The organism is Krasilnikoviella flava (genome assembly GCF_900167525.1).
GTDB lineage: Bacteria > Actinomycetota > Actinomycetes > Actinomycetales > Cellulomonadaceae > Isoptericola > Isoptericola flavus.
This window is the reverse complement of sequence record NZ_FUZQ01000003.1, coordinates 343,396-361,000: the sequence shown is the minus strand read 5'-3', so window position 1 is coordinate 361,000 and position 17,605 is coordinate 343,396. Positions and strand designations below refer to the sequence as shown.

Annotated in this window: 12 protein-coding genes; 9 read left to right on the top strand and 3 right to left on the bottom strand. The window is 74.5% G+C overall.

The features are described 5' to 3' along the window. Positions 1 to 26 precede the first annotated feature (26 nt). The 6 genes from B5Y66_RS09610 (at position 27) to B5Y66_RS09585 (ending at position 9,301) form a co-directional block, all read left to right on the top strand. Positions 27 to 4,034, top strand: coding sequence for a glycosyl hydrolase (locus tag B5Y66_RS09610; RefSeq protein ID WP_139820820.1), 4,008 nt, complete (start codon positions 27 to 29; stop codon positions 4,032 to 4,034). Positions 4,035 to 4,058: 24 nt separating this feature from the next. Next, positions 4,059 to 5,084 (top strand): LacI family DNA-binding transcriptional regulator, encoded by a 1,026-nt coding sequence (locus B5Y66_RS09605; RefSeq protein WP_079573876.1) that lies wholly within the window; start codon positions 4,059 to 4,061, stop codon positions 5,082 to 5,084. A gap of 53 nt (positions 5,085 to 5,137) precedes the next feature. Beyond that, positions 5,138 to 6,580 (top strand): L-fucose/L-arabinose isomerase family protein, encoded by a 1,443-nt coding sequence (locus tag B5Y66_RS09600; protein WP_079573874.1) that lies wholly within the window; start codon positions 5,138 to 5,140, stop codon positions 6,578 to 6,580. 71 nt (positions 6,581 to 6,651) lie between these two features. Then, positions 6,652 to 6,963, top strand: a complete 312-nt coding sequence (locus B5Y66_RS09595; protein ID WP_079573872.1) for a DUF1330 domain-containing protein — start codon at positions 6,652 to 6,654, stop codon at positions 6,961 to 6,963. A gap of 136 nt (positions 6,964 to 7,099) precedes the next feature. Then, positions 7,100 to 8,674, top strand: coding sequence for a CotH kinase family protein (locus B5Y66_RS09590; protein WP_079573869.1), 1,575 nt, complete (start codon positions 7,100 to 7,102; stop codon positions 8,672 to 8,674). Between the two features lie 63 nt (positions 8,675 to 8,737). Continuing rightward, positions 8,738 to 9,301 (top strand): GrpB family protein, encoded by a 564-nt coding sequence (locus tag B5Y66_RS09585; RefSeq protein ID WP_079573867.1) that lies wholly within the window; start codon positions 8,738 to 8,740, stop codon positions 9,299 to 9,301. A 19-nt stretch (positions 9,302 to 9,320) separates the two neighbouring features. Here the strand turns inward: B5Y66_RS09585 and B5Y66_RS09580 are convergent, their stop codons facing one another. After that, positions 9,321 to 9,611 (bottom strand): UBP-type zinc finger domain-containing protein, encoded by a 291-nt coding sequence (locus B5Y66_RS09580; protein ID WP_079574429.1) that lies wholly within the window; start codon positions 9,609 to 9,611, stop codon positions 9,321 to 9,323. Positions 9,612 to 9,710: 99 nt separating this feature from the next. Between B5Y66_RS09580 and B5Y66_RS09575 the strand changes: the two genes are divergently transcribed. Further along, positions 9,711 to 10,472 carry a response regulator transcription factor gene (locus B5Y66_RS09575; protein WP_079573865.1) on the top strand — a complete coding sequence of 254 codons (762 nt, stop codon included), beginning with the start codon at positions 9,711 to 9,713 and terminating at the stop codon, positions 10,470 to 10,472. On the opposite strand, the gene B5Y66_RS09570 is transcribed toward B5Y66_RS09575, so the two are convergent. Then, a complete protein-coding gene (locus tag B5Y66_RS09570; protein WP_139820819.1) occupies positions 10,448 to 10,837 on the bottom strand; it encodes a hypothetical protein in 390 nt (129 codons plus the stop codon). The two genes, B5Y66_RS09575 and B5Y66_RS09570, sit on opposite strands and share 25 nt — an antisense overlap. 287 nt (positions 10,838 to 11,124) lie before the next feature. Between B5Y66_RS09570 and B5Y66_RS09565 the strand changes: the two genes are divergently transcribed. Both B5Y66_RS09565 and B5Y66_RS09560 read left to right on the top strand, forming a co-directional pair. Continuing rightward, complete coding sequence (locus B5Y66_RS09565) at positions 11,125 to 12,831, top strand: FAD-dependent oxidoreductase (RefSeq protein WP_079573861.1); 1,707 nt, start codon at positions 11,125 to 11,127, stop codon at positions 12,829 to 12,831. 47 nt (positions 12,832 to 12,878) lie between these two features. Further along, a complete protein-coding gene (locus B5Y66_RS09560) occupies positions 12,879 to 15,620 on the top strand; it encodes an HAD-IC family P-type ATPase (RefSeq protein WP_079573859.1) in 2,742 nt (913 codons plus the stop codon). Here the strand turns inward: B5Y66_RS09560 and B5Y66_RS09555 are convergent. After that, positions 15,610 to 17,520 (bottom strand): alkyl/aryl-sulfatase, encoded by a 1,911-nt coding sequence (locus tag B5Y66_RS09555; protein WP_079573857.1) that lies wholly within the window; start codon positions 17,518 to 17,520, stop codon positions 15,610 to 15,612. The genes B5Y66_RS09560 and B5Y66_RS09555 overlap by 11 nt on opposite strands. Positions 17,521 to 17,605 lie beyond the last annotated feature (85 nt).

Genomic DNA, 17,605 nt, shown 5'->3' with positions numbered 1-17,605 from the left:
CGCTCGACCGCACCCACGGAAGCCCCATGGAAGGAACCCTGGTGGACCCGCAGCTGATCGACCTCTTCGACCACCCGCCGACGCACCACGGACCGGTGCCGCTGTGGTGGTGGAGCGGTGGCCGGGTGACCCGCGAGCGCGTGCGCTGGCAGCTCGAGCGCTTCGTCGAGGGGGCGATCCACGACGTCGTGCTCATGAACCTCGCCCCGAAGGGCCCGACCTACGGGGCGCCGCCGGACGACCCACCGTGGTTCAGCGAGGAGTGGTGGGAGCTCGTCGCCTACGCCTGCGACGTGGCCGAGGAGGTCGGCGTCCGGCTCTGGTTCTACGACCAGATCGGGTTCTCGGGGGCCAACGTGCAGGGCACCATCGTCGCCGCGCACCCCGACGCGGCGGGCCGGGTCCTGCACACCGAGGTCACCGAGGTGCGCGGGGACGGTGTCGTGCCGCTCGGTGGGCGCGACCACCTCCTCGGCGTCTACGGCGCCCGCACCGGCACCGGCTGGGAGCGCCTCGAGGTGCGCGACGGGCGGGTCGGCGCCGCGCCGGGCACCCGTGTGCGGGTCGTGAGCTGGCGCGACACGGCGTTCGACTACCTCGGCCCGCAGGCGTGCGGGCTGCTGCTCGACGCGGTGCACGGCGAGTTCGACCGCCGGCTCGGCGAGCGGCTGGGCTCGGTCGTCGTGGGCAGCTTCCAGGACGAGCTGCCGGCCATGCCTACCTGGTCCGCCCGGTTCGCGGCCGAGTTCGAGCGCCGCCGGGGCTACGACCTCCTCGACCACCTGCCGTCCCTGTGGGAGCGCGGCGGCGACGCCGACGACGGGCTGCGCGCCGACTACCACCTGGTGCGCACGCAGCTGGCCGAGGAGGCGTTCTTCCGCCCGCTCGGCGAGTGGCACGAGCGGCGGGGCATGCTCATGGGCGCGGACCAGACCAACCCGGCCCGCGCCGGCTGGCCGACGCAGAGCTCGCAGCTGTACGGCGACTACTTCGCCACGCACCGGTGGGTCAACGCCGTCGGCAGCGACCACGAGGGCGACGCCCGGGTCCACTCCTCGATGGCCGACCTGTACGGGCACCCGCGGGTGTGGATCGAGTCGTTCCACTCGAGCGGCTGGGGCGGCACGCTCGAGGACACGTGGGACTGGCTGCTCCCGTTCTTCCGCAGCGGGGCCGACCTGTACAACCCGCACGCCACGTACTTCGACACGCGGGCCGGCTGGTTCGAGTGGGCGCCGCCCGGAACCGACTTCCGGCAGCCCTACTACGCCGTGTACCCGAGCTTCGCGCGCGCCATCGCCCGGACGTCCGCGCTGCTCACCTGGGGTGAGCACGTCGTGGACGTCGGCGTGCTCTACCCCTCGACCACCGGGCACGCCGAGCTGGCGCCGGACGAGCCGATCGACTACTTCGGCGACGGGAGCGTGGGCGGCCCGCACGAGCGGACCGACCGTGCGCACGCCGCCTACCTGGCGCTCGTCGGCACCAACAACTGGTTCCGCCACGCCCCGAGCCTGCTCGACCGGGCGGGCATCGACTTCGACGTCGTCGACGAGGACTCGCTGCGTCGTGCCACGGCCGGCGGCGGACGTCTGCAGGCAGGCCAGGTCGGGTTCCGTACGGTGCTGCTGCCGTCGGCCACGCACCTCCTTCCCGGCACCGCGGAGCAGCTCGTCGCGCTGCTCGACGACGGCGGCCAGGTCGTGGTCGTGGGGGCCGTCCCGCAGGCGGTGGCCGGCCGGGACCCGGGAGCACGCGCCGCGGCGGCGCTCGCGGCCCTGGCCGGGCACCCGAAGCTGCTCCGCGTGGACACGCCGGAGCAGGCGGTGCGGCTGGCCGCGGCCGCGGGCACTCCGGCGTGGGCCCCGCACGGGCTGCGCGCGCGCAGCTCCGGCGACCTGGTGGTCGCTTTCGTCCCGGCCGCCGAGCCCAACGCCACCGCGTACCCGTTGCGCCAGGACCCGGACTCGCTGCACTGGGACGAGATCGACGTCGACCCGTCCCGGTACGCGGCGACCACCCGGGTGGAGGTGGCCGGCCCGGTGCGCGAGGCGGAGGTGTGGAACCCTGCCACCGGCGAGCGGCGGCCGGCGCGGGTCACCCCCACGGCGTCCGGGAGCACCATCGAGGTCGACCTCGCCGGTGCGCCCGCCGTCTTCGTCGTCTGGCGCGCCGGCGACCGTCCGTCCCCGCGCCAGGTGGCGGCCCCTGCCGTCGCTTCTCCCGTGACCCAGGAGCCGCTCGACGACGGGTGGACCCACGAGCTCGTCCCCACGCTGGACAACACCTGGGGCGACATGGCGCTGCCGGCGGGCCCGGACGACGTCCCGCTGGAGGTCTGGCGGATGCGCTGGCGGGACGGCGACGGCGAGCAGGCCGAGGTGCGCGCGACGTTCGGCCAGCAGGTGCTGGTCCACGGCCCGACGACGGCGCCGCCCGGGCCGCTGGGGGAGCGGGAGACGGCACGGGTGCGCGAGGGCTCGGACCTCGCGGGCCCGCACGGCGGGGAGCCGTGGCGGGTGCACCGGTTCTCGGCGTCCCGCGGCCTCGACACCGACGACGGGCACCGGTACGAGCCGAAGGGGTTCGTGCCCGAGGAGTTCCTGGTGCTGCCCGCGGCCGGCGAGGGCGAGCACGTCACCGTGCGCACGGTGCTGCGCGTTGACGAGCCCGGGGAGTACCTGCTCACCGTGGCGGCCCCGGCGTCGACCGAGGTCTGGTTCGACGGCGTGCCGTGTGCGGGCGACGACCGGTACGCGACGACCGTTCCCGTGCGGTTCGCCGGCCGCACCGCCGTCCTGGAGTACCGCGTGGGCCCCAGCGAGCTTCCCGCCTCGGTGCACGGGACCCGTCCGGACACCGTGGGGTCGTGGTTCATGCTCGAACGGCCCGGCCGCCACGTCGACCGACCCGAGTTCGTCGCGCCGGCGCACGTGGCCGGCGGGGAGGGTGACCTGCGCACCGGGTTCCGCACCACCGCCGACGCCACCGACGTCACGGTGGTGGCCGGCTCCACCGCCGCCCTGCGGATCGAGCTCGACGGGGTGCCCGTCGCCCGGCAGGAGAAGGTCCAGTACTACGAGTCGGACGCCGGCGACCGGCCGATGTTCTTCACCCACCGGCTCGGGGCCCTCGCGGCCGGGGAGCACGAGCTCCGCGTCGTCGCGGAGACGGCCGACCTCGCCCACGCGGTGTCGATCGACGCCGTCGTGCGCGGCCCGGGTTCTCGGCAGGCCGTGGTGAGCGGTCCGGGGTGGACCACCGGCGCGGGGGACGCCGGCGTGCGGGTGGTGCGGGGCCTCGGGGCGGGGCTGACCCACACCCACGCGGTCCGGCGCCCGCACCCGTTGCCCGACACGGCCTGGCTCGCCGGCGAGCCGGAGCTCGGGGAACCCACGGTGCGGTTCTCGGCCGCGCGGTCTGCCACGCCACGCGCGCAGGAGTTCGAGGTGCTCCTGCCCGCGGGCACGATCGAGGCGGACCTGCCCGTGCCGGCCGTGAGCGCGGAGCTCGGCGGGGCCGAGGTGGACGTCGAGGACGGCCGGCTCGCGCTGGACGCGCCGCTCGGACGTCCCACCCCGCTCGTCGTGCGCACGGCGCCGCGGGCGTTCGACGTCGGGGGAGCCTCGTGGGACGGCCCGGTCGTGGTGCGCACGGGCCCGTTCGCCGGGCCGTTCGAGGACTGGCCGGACGCCGGGCTCGGGGCGTGGAGCGGCGCAGTCCGCTCGACGCGGTCGATCCGAGGGGGCGAGGGGGAGCGGCTGCGTCTCGACCTCGGACGCGTGCGCGGGGCCGTCGTGGTGGCGGTCGACGACGAGATGGTCGCGGAGCTCTTCTGCGGCCCGTTCGCGGTCGACCTGGGCGAGCTCGGGGCCGGTGAGCACGAGCTCGCCGTCACGGTGTACGGCACCCTTGGGCCCCGCCTCGACTCGGTCGGTCCGACGCACTTCCTGCGGCCGTCACAGCTCCGGACCGGCGTGCGCGGTCCGGTCCGGCTCCTGCGTCGGGTGGGCGACGATGTCCCCGTGCCGTGACGGCGGCCCTCAGGAGGCGATGAGATGACGAAGAAGGCCAGCGGACTGGTCGCCGTGGCGCGGCTCGCCGGCGTGTCGACCGCCACGGTGTCGAACGTGCTGAACCGTCCGGAGCTGGTGGCGCCGGCGACCCGTGAGCGGGTCGTGGCCGCACTGGACGAGCTCGACTACGTCCGCAGCGGGGCGGCGGTCGCGCTGCGCACGGGAACGAGCCGGCTCGTCGGCCTCGTCGTGCCCGACATCACCAACCCGTTCTACGCCGCCATCGCCGAGGGCGTCACCGCCGCCGCCGACGACGCGGGGTACAGCGTCGCGCTCTGCGTCAACCACGACGACCCGGCCCGCGAGCGACGCCAGTTCGAGCTGCTCGCCCAGCAGCGGGCCGCCGGCGCGCTTGTCGTCCCCCTGTCGGCGGGGTCGTCGCGGCTCTCGACGCTGCGTCGCGTCGGCACCCACCTGGTGCTGGTGGACCGCATCGCCGAGCGCGACGAGGGGTGCTCCGTCGCCATCGACGACGTCCTCGGCGGGCGCCTCGCCGTGCGGCACCTGCTCGCGCTCCGCGGGCCGCGGATCGCGCTCGTCAACGGGCCCCGCACGATCGAGCAGTGCGCCAACCGGAGAGCCGGTGCGCGGAAGGAGCTGCGACGGTCGGGCGTGGACCCTGACACGATGACCGAGCTCACGGTCGAGGAGATGACGATCGACGCCGGGCGGCGTGCCGGGAACGCCCTCGCGGCGGCGGGCGGCGTCGACGGCGTCTTCTGCACCAACGACCAGCTCGCGACGGGCGTGATCCGCGGCCTCGCGGACGCGGGCGTGCGGGTGCCCGACGACGCGGCGGTGGTCGGGTACGGCGACCTCGCCCTCGCCACGGACGGGCCGCTGCCGCTGACGACCGTGTCGCAGCCGAAGCTCCTCATGGGCCGTACCGCCGTCGAGACGCTCGTCCGCGAGATCGGGGACCAGGTGGACGGCGGGCGGGAGCACCAGCACTCCGCCACGTTGTTCCAGCCCTCGCTCGTCGTCCGGGACTCGGCCCCCGCGACCTGACAGGAGTGGGCCGACGCCCACCGCCACCGCTCCGAGACGGAGGAGTCACACGCATGACCCAGGACCTCACCGCCGTGCCCGACCCGCTCACGCGGGTGCGACGCCGCAAGGCCCGGATCGGCCTCGTCGCCGGTGGCCTCGGCACGTACTGGCCACAGTTCCCCGAGCTGCTCCCGCAGCTCCAGGAGTCCGCCCGCTACGTCGCGGACCGGTTCGGCCGCATGGACGCCGAGGTCACCGACGTGGGGTTCGTCTCCGATGCGCAGGAGGGGGCCCGTGCCGCAGAACGGCTGCGACAGGCCGACTGCGACGTCATCGTCCTCTTCCTGACCACCTACCTGACGTCGTCCATGGTGCTGCCGATCGCCCAGCGGACCGGTGCCCCGGTGCTGGTGATCGACCTGCAGCCCAGCGAGAAGATGGACCACGCCGCCTTCGACACCGGGGCATGGCTCGCCTACTGCGGCCAGTGCCCCGTCCCGGAGATCGGAAACGTCTTCCGCCGGGCGGGCATCCCGTTCCGCTCCGTCTCCGGCTGGCTCCGGCAGGAGTCGGCCTGGCGCCGCATCGAGCGGTGGGTCACCGCCGCGCACGTCCGGGCGGCGCTGCGGCACGCTCGCCACGGGCTCCTCGGGCACGTGTACCCCGGCATGCTCGACGTGTCGACCGACCTGACGCTGCTGCCGACCACCTTTGGGTCCCACGTCGAGGTGCTCGAGATCGACGACCTGCGGGTGCGGGTGGCCGAGGTCACCGACGCAGCGACGCGGGACCGCATGGCGCTGGCCCGCGACGTGTTCACGCTGGACGGGTCGGTGGACGACGACGACTTCGCCTGGGGGGCGCGCGTGTCCGTCGGGCTGGACCGCCTGGTCGAGGACTTCGAGCTCGACACGCTCGCGTACTACCACCGCGGGCTGGACGGGGAGCAGCACGAACGGCTGGCCGCGGGGATGATCCTGGGCGCCTCGCTGCTCACCGGCCGGGGCGTCCCGGCGTCCGGGGAGTACGAGCTGCGGACGACCGTGGCCCAGCTGATCACCGACGTCGCGGGCGCCGGGGGGTCGTTCTGCGAGATCCAGGCGCTGAACTTCGAGGATGGCGTGGTCGAGATGGGCCACGACGGCCCGGCCCATCTCGGGGTCTCGGCGCGCGACCCCCTGCTGCGCGGGCTCGGCGTCTACCACGGGAAGCGGGGGTGGGGGGTGTCAGTGGAGTTCGACGTCCGCCACGGCCCGGTCACGCTGCTCGGGTTGGGGCAGGACCGGGACGGGACCCTGGCCCTCGTCGCGTCCCAGGGTGAGGTCGTGGCCGGCCCGCTCCTGGAGATCGGGAACACGACGAGCCGGGTCGACTTCGGTCGTGACCCGGGGGAGTGGGTCGACGCCTGGTCCGCGACCGGTATCGGCCACCACTGGTCGCTGTCGGTGGGCCACCGGGTGGACGACTACCGTGCCGCGGCGGACCTGCTGGGCGTCCCCTTCCGGGTGGTCTGACCGGCGGGTCTCCCGCGCGGGTCGCGCAGGGCTGACAGGATCGGCCGGACGACGACGAGAGAAGGTGGACGATGGCGATCACCCTGTGCGTGCTGCTGTGGGCGGCCGACGGCGAGGCCCAGACCCTGGAGGACTACGAGACCGAGGTGCTGGCGCTGGTGCCCCGGCACGGCGGCCGGGTGCTGCAGCGCGTGACCAACGTGGCCCACACCGACGACGCCGCGCACGGCGCGGTGCAACCGACCGAGGTGCAGCTCATCGAGATGCCGGACGAGGAGGCGCTCGCGGGCTTCATGGCCGACCCCGACCGCGAAGCGCGGCTCGACGTGCGCGACCGCGCGATCTCCCGGACCGAGATCCTGCGCGTGCGCCCGGTGGGCTGACGGGGTCTGACGGGGCCCGGCGCCGCCGCGGGAGCGCGGCGCCGGGCGGGGGTCTCAGTCGGTCGTGGTGCCCGCGCCATCGAACTCCCATCGGTCACGAAGGGTGCTCCCAGGCCGGGATGGTGACGTGTGCGGCATGATGCGCAGCCGCCCGACCGTCCCCCGCCGCCGCGCCACCGGCGGCCTCCACCCCTCCTCGTCGTCGCGGCGCCTCGTCGCGGGGGCCGGTGCCGTGGCGCTCGCCGGCACCCTCGCCGCGTGCGACGCGAGCGCGTCGGCGGACGACGCCGGCGACTTCTTCGACACCTCCGCCGTGCACACGGTCTCCGTCGAGTACGACGAGGACGACTACCAGGAGATGCTCGACACCTTCGCGGACACGGGGGACAAGGACTGGATCAGCGCCAGCGTCACCATCGACGGCGACGAGTACGACGACGTCGGGCTGCGGCTCAAGGGCAACTCCAGCCTGCGGGGACTCGGTGGCGACGCGGTCGCGCCGCAGGCCAGCGCGGACGACGACGCCGCCGCCCATGACGGCGCGGCGAACGACGAGGGCCAGCAGCAGCCGGGCGCGGACGAGGGCGACGGCAACGCGTCGGCCGACGACCCGGCGGGCCTGCCGTGGCTGATCCGCCTGGACAAGGACGTGGACGGCCAGGAGCACGACGGGCGCGCTGACTTCGTGGTGCGCGGCAACAACACCGAGTCGTCGCTCAACGAGGCGGTGGCGCTCAAGGTGCTGGAGCTGGCGGACGTCACCGCCGAGCAGGCGACCTACACGCGGTTCAGCGTGAACGGCGGCGACGAGCAGCTGCGCCTGGTGATCGACCTGCCGGACGACGACCTGTGGAACGAGGACGCCTACCCGGACGGCGGCATCACGTACAAGGCGGACGCCGACGGCGACTGGGCGGTCAAGGACGACGCGGCGGCCTACGCCGAGTCGTTCGAGGCGAAGTACGACAGCGCGGGGTCGACGGACGACGACGCGGCGTACGAGCCGCTGCAGGCGTTCCTCGAGTTCGTCAACAACTCGTCGGACGCGGACTTCGCCGCGAAGCTGGGCGACCACCTCGACGTCGACTCCTTCGCCCGGTACCTCGCGGCGCAGGACCTCGTGGCGAACTCCGACGACATCGACGGCCCCGGCAACAACGCGTACCTGCACGACGACCCCGAGTCCGGCCTCATGGAGGTGGTGGCGTGGGACCAGAACCTCTCGTACGGCGGGTTCGGCACGATGGGCGGTGGCCCCGGCCTCCAGGGTGGTGCGCGCCCCTCGGGCGCACCCGAGGGGATGGAGCTGCCGGAGGGCATGACGCGACCTGACGGCGCGCAGGGCGGCGGCCCGGGCGGGGGCGGCGGCGTCGGCGGCCAGGAGAACCCGCTCGTCACGCGCTTCCTGGAGAACGACGACTTCAACGCCGCCTACGAGTCCGCGGTGGAGGACCTCACGGCGTCGATCTACGGCACCGGTGACGCGCAGGACTACCTGGACACGCTCACCGCGACCCTCGCCGACCAGGCGTCCGACCTGGTGGACGCGGACACGCTGAAGAGCGAGTCGCAGTCGGTCTCCGACCTGCTCGCCGTGGACGCGGTTCAGGCCGGCCAGGGCCAGGGCGGGCTCGGCACCGCCGGCGGCGCCTCGAAGGAGGACTCCGACGACGCCGCCACGGACGGCACGACGTCGGGCGCGGGCGCCTAGGCCCGGTGCCACCGCCGGGTCCCGCCGGAGACCTCGGCCGCGGCGCCCGTCTAGCGTGGTGCCGTGATCACCGTCGTCGAGTACCACCCGGGCTGGCCCGCACGCTTCGAGCAGCTCCGTGCCGCGTACGCGCAGGCGCTCGAGGCGGCGCGGGTGCCGTACCGCGGCATCGAGCACGTGGGCAGCACGGCCGTCCCGGGCCTGGCCGCCAAGCCGGTGATCGACGTCGACGTCGTCGTCGCCGGGCCCGACGTCGAGGCGGCGTCGGCGGCCCTCGGCGGCCTCGGCTTCGAGCCGCGCGGCGACCTCGGCATCGCGGGCCGGTACGCCTTCGAGGCGCCGGAGCGGTTCGCGCCCACCCACACCTACGTCGCCGTCGAGGGCTGCCTCGCGCTGCGCAACCACCTCGCCGTCCGGGACGCGCTGCGGGCCGACGACGCCCTGCGCGACGAGTACGGCGAGGTCAAGCGACGGGCGGGCGTCGAGGCCGCCGACATCGACGAGTACCTCCTGCTCAAGAGCGACGTGCTGGGCCGGATCCTGCGGCGCGGCGGGCTGTCCGAGGACGAGCGCACGGCGATCGCCGCGACGAACCGCGGCATCGCCCGTCGGGGCGCGCAGGGCTGAGCCGGGACGGCAGCACCCGTCAGCCGACGGATCCCGGCATGTCCCGCCCGGGGACGAGCAGGTCCTCCGGGAAGCAGTAGCCCCAGTGCTCGCCGGGCTCGATCGACCGCATCACGGGGTGCGCGGTGGCGTGGAAGTGCGCTGTCGCGTGCCGGGCGGGGGAGGAGTCGCAGCACCCGACGTGCCCGCACTCCAGGCAGGCGCGCAGGTGCACCCACGTGCCGCCGGCGGTGACGCACTCGGGACACTCGCCGAGCGTCTCGGGTGCGACGGGGTCGATCTGGTCCAGGTGCGTGCACGTGCTCGTCATGGTGACGCCCTCTCCGGCGGGTCCGTTCACCGCCGTCGGCGAGTCTAGGGAGGGTCGGCGTGCGCTGCGCCAGGGGCGACGTCCCGCTAGCGTGTCGTCATGCTCGCCGGACCCCACCATCTGAACGGCGTCGAGGACGCCCGCGAGCGCACGGCCGTGATCGTGGAGGACGATCCGGACGTCCGCGACCTCCTCGACGCGGTGCTGTCGCAGGCGGGCTTCGCCACGCGCACCGCGGCGTCGGGGCGGGAGGGTGTCGAGCTCGTGCGCACCTTCGACCCGCTGGTCACGACGCTCGACGTGGGCCTGCCCGACATCGACGGCTTCGAGGTGTGCCGGCGGATCCGCGCGGTGTCCGACACGTACGTCGTGATGCTCACCGCGCGCACCGACGAGATCGACGCCCTCATGGGTCTCGACGCGGGCGCCGACGACTACCAGACGAAGCCGTTCCGGCCCCGGGAGCTGCGGGCCCGGATCGAGGCGATGCTCCGGCGGCCGCGCCGGCAGGTGCCCGCGGTGGGCGCCGCGGCCGTGCCCGCGGTGTCCGACGGGCTCGTCGTGGACGTCGCGGCCCGGACGGTGGCCGTCGACAGCGTCGAGGTGCACCTCACGCGCAGCGAGTTCGACCTGCTCGCCGCGCTCGTCGCCGCGCCCGGGCGCGCGATCTCCAAGGACGCCCTCGTCCGCGTGCTGTGGGAGGACGAGTACGACACCGGGACACCGATCACCGACCAGGACCGGCGCAGCGTGGAGGCGCACCTGGCCAACCTGCGCCGCAAGCTCGGCGAGGACGTGGCGTCGCCGCGGTGGATCAGCACGGTGCGGGGCGTGGGCTACCGGTTCGACCAGCTCTCCTGAGCGAGGGCGCCGGCCACGTGGATCGCGGCGGTCCGGGCCTCGTCCGCGATGTGCTCGACGTGCTTCCGCGCGCCGTCGACCCCCTCGTCCTCGAGGGCGTCGAGGCCTCGCGAGGCGGCGTCGGCGAGCCGGTCCACCCCGAGCATGTCCGCGGTGCAGGTGAGGGTCAGCAGCACGTCGCGCGCGGCGTCGGCGTCGGCGTGCCCCAGCGCCTCGATGAGCATGCCGGTGCGGTGCGGCAGGAGGCCCGCCCAGGAGCCCGCGAAGCCTGCGACCGCCGCGCGGTCGCCGTCGAGGTCGTCGACGAGCGACTGCCACGCGACGGCCATGCCGGGGGTGAGGCCGGGCGTCATGCGGGGCGTCATGACGGGCGCCCTGCGGGCAGGCCGGGGACGACGCCGGACGCCTGCCGGGGGAGTTCCTCCCGGAGCACCGTCGGTCTCGCCGACCGCAAGGCCTGACCGTGCGCCCAGGGGGAGGTGCGCGCGGGGGCCCCGAGGGGACCGGACGTCGAGGTGGTCATGGTGCTCCGGGAGGAGATCGTGGGGTCGAACGAGTCGATCCTGCGACGCGAACCTCGGGGCCACCCCCGGGTCGGCCCAGGACTGGCTCAAGATCTGCTGAGGATTGCGCCGCCCCCTACCCTGACCGCATGCCCGAGCGCCCTGCCGACCGTCCCGTGATCCTGCTCGTCGCCGACGCGCACGCGCCGCTGGTGGAGCAGGAGTTCCGCGCCCGCTACGACCGGGACTACCGGATCGTGCTGGTGGGCACCACCGGCGAGGCGCTGGACCGGCTGCGCGACCTGGTGGCCGACCGGGTGCCGGTGGCGATGATCGCCGCGGAGCGCCACCTGCCGGACTCGGCGGGCGTCGACCTCCTGCACCAGGTGCCGGCCGTCGTGTCGACCGCGCGGCGGGTGGCGCTGATCTCCGGCGACGAGTACGCCGACGCCCTGGACGAGATGCGGGCGGCGCTGCTGCGCCGCGACATGGACACGTTCGTCGGCATCCCGCGGGGCGCGCGCGACGAGGAGTTCCACGTGGCGCTGGTCGAGCTGCTGTCGGAGTGGGGCTGGTCGGTGGCCCGCCCCACGGTGACGTCCACCGAGGTCGTCGCGGAGCCCGGCGACCGCGTGGCGGCCGCCGTCCGCGACCTGCTGGAGCGGCTCGGCGTCCCGAACCGGGTGCTTGCCCCGGACGACGCCGCGGCGCGCGCGATCCTCGACGCGGCGGGCCCGGGCGCCGCCCTGCCGGTGGTGCGCACGTTCGCGGGTCGCGTGCTGACCGGCGCGACGCCGTCCGCCGTGGCGGAGGCGATGTACGGCGGGTACGACTCCATCCCGCCCGGGGAGATCGCGGACGTCGTGGTGGTCGGGGCGGGCCCGGCAGGGCTGGCGGCCGCGGTGTACGCGGCGTCGGAGGGGCTGTCGACGGTGGTGCTGGAGCGGGAGGCGATCGGCGGCCAGGCCGGCTCGAGCTCGATGATCCGCAACTACCTCGGCTTCCCGCGCGGGATCTCGGGGATGCGGCTGGCGCAGCGCTCGCGCGTGCAGGCGGGGCGGTTCGGCGCCCGTTTCTACACCGGCCGCCCGGTGGCGCGGATCGAGCCCGGCCCCGCCCACGAGCCGGAGCACCACCACGTGCACGTGGACGGCGCCCAGCTGTGCGCCCGCACGGTGGTGCTCGCGACCGGCGTCTCCTACCGCCGCCTCGGGGTGCCGGGGGTCGACGACCTCGTCGGCGCAGGGGTGCACTACGGCGCCGCGAGCTCGATGGCGCGCGAGATGGCCGACCGGGACGTGGTCGTGGTGGGCGGCGGCAACTCGGCGGGCCAGGCCGCCGTGCACCTGGCGAAGTTCGCCGGGTCGGTGACGATCCTCGTGCGCCGCGGGAGCATCGCCGAGACGATGTCGGACTACCTGGTGCGGGAGATCGCCGCGACGCCGACGATCGCGGTGCGGCCGCGCACGTCGGTGGTCGACGGCGGGGGAGAGGGCGCCCTGCAGTGGCTGGTCACCCAGGACCTCGACACGGGCGAGCGGTCGAAGACGCACGCCGACGGCCTGTTCTGCCTGCTGGGGGCGGAGCCCGACTGCGGCTGGCTGCCCGGCGGCCTCGCCCGTGACGAGCACGGCTTCGTCCTCACCGGCCGCGACGTGCCGCAGGAGCGGTGGGTGGACGGCCGCCCGCCCGCGAGCCTGGAGACGACGCTGCGCGGGGTCTTCGCCGTCGGCGACGTGCGCGCGGGCTCGATGAAGCGGGTCGCGTCCGCCAGCGGGGAGGGGGCGTCCGTGCTGCCGCTGGTGCACACCCACCTCGCCTGGCTGCGCGCGCAGGAGTTCGGCGCGGACGCCTGATCGTCGGTCGCCGCGCGCCGTCGGGCCATCGCGGGTGGAATGGCGCCATGGGATCTGCGCAGGACGTCGCCACGGACCCGGCCCCCTGGTCACGACCGCCCGCCGAGGTGCTCGCCGCGCTCCGGACGGACGACGGCGGCCTGAGCGCTGCCGACGCCGCGGCGCGGCTCGCGGAGGTCGGGCCCAACCGGCTGCCGCCGCCGGAGAAGGACCCGCTGTGGAAGCGGGTCCTGGTGCACTTCGACGACGTGCTCATCTACATCCTGCTGGTCTCCGCGGTGCTCAAGGCGATCCTGGGCGACTGGGTGGACTTCACGGTGATCCTCCTGGTCGCGGTGGTCAACGCGGCGATCGGCTTCATCCAGGAGGGGCGGGCGGAGAGCGCGCTCGACGGCATCCGCCAGATGCTGTCCGTGCACGCCGAGGCCCGCCGCGACGGCGCGTGGGCCAAGGTCGACGCCGACGACGTCGTGCCGGGCGACGTCGTGCGCGTGCGCTCCGGCGACCGGGTGCCCGCCGACGTGCGGCTGCTGCAGGCCACCAACCTGCGGGTCGAGGAGTCGGCGCTCACGGGGGAGTCGGTCGCGGCGAGCAAGCGGGTCGACGTCGTGGACCCCGACGCCGGGGTGGGCGACCGCACCAGCATGCTGTTCTCCGGCACCCTGGTCGCCGCCGGCCAGGGCGTCGGCGTGGTCACGGCCACCGGCGAGCGCACCGAGATCGGCCGCATCCAGACGATGATCTCCGAGGTCGCGAGCCTGGAGACGCCGCTGACGAAGCAGCTCGACCGGTTCGGCAAGCTGCTCGCGGTGCTCATCCTGGGCATGGCCGTGGTGATGGTCGTCATCGGCCGGGTGGTGCACGACTTCTCCGTGCCGGAGCTGGTCTCGGCGTCCATCGGCTTCGCCGTCGCCGCCGTCCCGGAGGGCCTGCCCGCGCTCGTGACGATCACGCTGGCGCTCGGCGTGCAGCAGATGGCGCGCCGTCGCGCGATCACGCGCAAGCTGCCCGCCGTCGAGACGCTCGGCTCCGTCACGACGATCTGCTCGGACAAGACGGGCACGCTCACCAAGAACGAGATGACCGCGCGCCGGGTGCGCACCGCCGGCCGCGCGTTCGACGTCGAGGGCGCCGGGTACGCGCCGGTCGGGGAGCTCACGCTCCCCGGGGCCGCCGGGGAGCACCGGCACGCGGACCTCGCCGGGGACCGCGACCTCGCCGCCGTGGTCGCCGTGATGATGCTGTGCAACGACGCGCGCGTCGTGCCCGGGGAGGGCGACGACTGGCGGCTGGTCGGCGAGCCGACGGAGGGTGCGCTGCGCAGCCTCGGCATGAAGGCGGGGTTCGACACCACGGGCTGGTCGCGGGTCGGCCTCGTGCCGTTCGAGTCGGAGAACAAGTTCATGGCCACCCTGGACCGGGGGCCCGACGTCGGGCCGGTCGTGCACCTCAAGGGGGCGCCCGACCGCGTGCTGGACCGGTGCGACACGCAGACCGCCGCGGACGGTTCGGCCGAACCGCTGGACCGCGCGTTCTGGGAGGCGCAGATCGACGAGATCGGCGGCCGCGGCCTGCGGGTGCTGGCAGCGGCCCGCCGCCGTGCCGAGGAGGGCACGACGGCCCTCGACGTCGACGACGTCGCGTCCGGCCTCGAGCTGTGCGGCCTGGTCGGCATCGTCGACCCGCCGCGGCCGGAGGCGATCGACGCCATCGCGCAGTGCCGCGACGCCGGCATCGGCGTCAAGATGATCACCGGCGACCACGCCGGCACCGCCGTGGCGATCGGCCGCGAGATGGGCATCGTGGACGCCCCCGAGCCCGGCGAGACCCCCGCCGTCCTCACCGGCGCGGAGCTGGAGGCGATGAGCACCGAGCAGCTGCGCGCCGTCGTGCGCGACGTGTCGGTGTACGCCCGCACCAGCCCGGAGCACAAGATCCGCATCGTCTCCGCGCTGCAGGCGCACGGCGAGGTGGTCGCGATGACGGGGGACGGCGTCAACGACGCCCCCGCGCTCACGCAGGCCGACGTCGGCGTCGCGATGGGCATCAAGGGCACGGAGGCGACGAAGGACGCCGCCGAGGTGGTGCTCGCCGACGACAACTTCGCCACCATCGAGCGCGCCGTGGAGGAGGGGCGGCGGATCTACGACAACATCCGCAAGTCCGTGCTCTTCCTGCTGCCGACGAACGGCGCGCAGTCGCTGGTCATCCTCGTGGCCGTGCTGTTCGGCCTGGTGCTGCCGCTCGCGCCGGTGCAGGTGCTGTGGATCAACATGATCACGGCCGTGACCCTGTCCCTCGGGCTCGCGTACGAGAGGGCCGAGCCCGACATCATGTCCCGGCCTCCGCGCGACCCGAAGGCGTCGATCCTCGACGCCGCGTTCGTGCGCCGCATCCTCGTCGTGTCGCTGCTCATCGGCGGCGCCACGCTGTTCGTCTTCTATGCCGAGCGGGCCCAGGGCGCGCCCCTCGCCGAGGCGCAGACCACGGCCGTGACGATGCTGGCCCTGGGCCAGCTCGCCTACCTGTTCAACTGCCGGTTCCTGGACCGCTCGAGCCTCACCTTGGACGTGCTGCGCGGCAACCGCGTCATCTGGGTCTCCGCCGCCGCCCTGCTCGCCCTGCAGTGCGTGTTCGTGTACGCCCCGTTCATGCACGACTGGTTCGCCGCCGCCCCCATCGGCCTCGAGGAGTGGGGCAAGACGGCGGGCCTGGCGCTCGTCGTCTTCCTGCTCGTCGAGGTGGTCAAGGCGGTCGGCAGGGCCCGGTCGCGCCGGGTCAGGGCGTGACGATCGGGAAGTTCGGGTCGAACTCGTCGAGGACGGCGGCCAGCCCGTCGAGCACCGCGGCGTCGCCGTCGAGCGCGACCTTCCCCGCCGCGGCGAGCCGCCCCGCGGCCGCCGGCTGCAGGAGGGCCGCCGCGGCCAGCGGCCGCGGGGCGCGCAGCGTGAGCGGCGCGTCCGGGCTCGCGCCCCGCCGGGCGTTGAGCACGCCGTGGCGCACCCGGGCCGACCAGGTCTCGCCGAGGTCCGTGAACTCGACGTCGAACCGCAGGTCGACGTCGGCGGCCCGGTCGCCGATCACGTGCACCGCGACGAAGTCGAAGAGGATGTCCACGGGCATGTGGCTCACCGAGTCCGGGCTGGCCGTGGCGAAGGCGGCCTCGAGCACGCCCTCGCGCAGCTCCCGGGCCGCCGTGAGGAAGATGCCGCGCCACTGCGGGCCCTCGGCCTGGTACCCCATCTGCTCGTAGGCGTCGGCCTGCAGCTCCCTCGCCTCGACGTCGTCCGGGTCCGCGAAGACGAGGTGGTGCAGCACCTGGGCCGCCCACCGGTAGTCGCCGGTGTCGACGGCGCGACGGCCCTCCGCGAGGATCGCGTCGCGGCCGAAGGCGGCCACGTACCGGGTCGCCGTGTCCACCGGCGGGTGCGGGTGCAGGGTCACCGGGTCGCCGTCCCACAGGCCCAGCTCCTTCGCGAACACGGCGCGCACGTCGTGGTGCACCGTGCCGTGGTACCCGCGGTTGAACCATCGACGGCCCAGGGCCTCCGGCAGGTCCACGACCTCGGCCGCCTCCAGCGGCGTGTACCCCTTGTTGGCCAGGCGCAGCGCCTGGTCGTGCAGGTACTTGTACGTGTCGCGCTGGGACTCGATGAACTCCACGATCTTCGCGTTGCCCCAGACCGGCCAGGTGTGCGGCCCGTAGTGCACCTCCGCCTCGTCGCCCCATCGCACCAGCGTCTCGTCCAGGTACCGCGCGAAGTTCCGGGCATCGCGCGTGCGGGCGCCCCGCAGCGTCTGGATGTTGTGCAGGGAGTGGTTCGCGTTCTCCGCGCAGGTGAGCGCCTTCAGCTCGGGGATCCAGATGTGCATCTCCTCGGGCGCCTCGGTGTCCGGGGCGTACAGGAACTCGAACGTCAGCCCCTCGATGACGCGGCGCTGCCCCGTCTCCGTGATCGGGTCGGTGGGAGAGATGTACGAAACGGTCGGGCCGTCCGCCGTCGCGGACCCGATGCCGCACGACACCGCCTGGCGCGGATCGCGCTCGAGGAGACTGCCGAACGCGTAGCCCGCGCGGCGGCTCATCGCGTTCCCGGCGATGACGTTCTCCCCGATCGCGTGCTTGTCGAAGCTCGCGACCGTGCCGGGCGCGATGATCGGCACCCGGCCCGCCGCGACGTCGGCCTCGTCGACCACGCCCCTCACGCCGCCGTAGTGGTCGATGTGGGTGTGCGTGTAGATCACGGCGGCCACCGGCTTGTCCGCCACGTGCTGCCGGTACAGCGCCAGCGCCGCCGCGGCGGCCTCGACGGACGACGAGCAGTCGATGACGATCAGCCCGCCGTCGCCCTCGACGACGGTGACGTTCCCGATGTCGATGTTGCGCACCTGGTGGATCCGGTCGACCACCCGGTACAGGCCCGCCTCGTGCACCAGCTGGGACTGGCGCCACAGGCTGGGGTCCACCGAGTCCGGCGCCTCCTGGTCGTCGCCGTCGAGGAACGCGAGCCGGCCGACGTCGTAGCTGACCGTGCCGTCCGCCAGCCGTACCTGCCCCCCGGGGAAGTCGGCGACCTTGCCCCGCCGGGCGGTCTCGTAGTCCTCCCGGTCGTCCAGCGCGTACCGGGTGCGGGCTGCGGCGAGCGCGTCGGCCGTCGCCGGGGTCGGGTCCTTCGGTGCGTACGACATCGTTCCTCCGGGGAGTAGGAAGGTTCGGCCTGGCAGCACGGTCGCCCGGCGCCGACCGGACCGCAACCCGAGCCGGACGGACCGC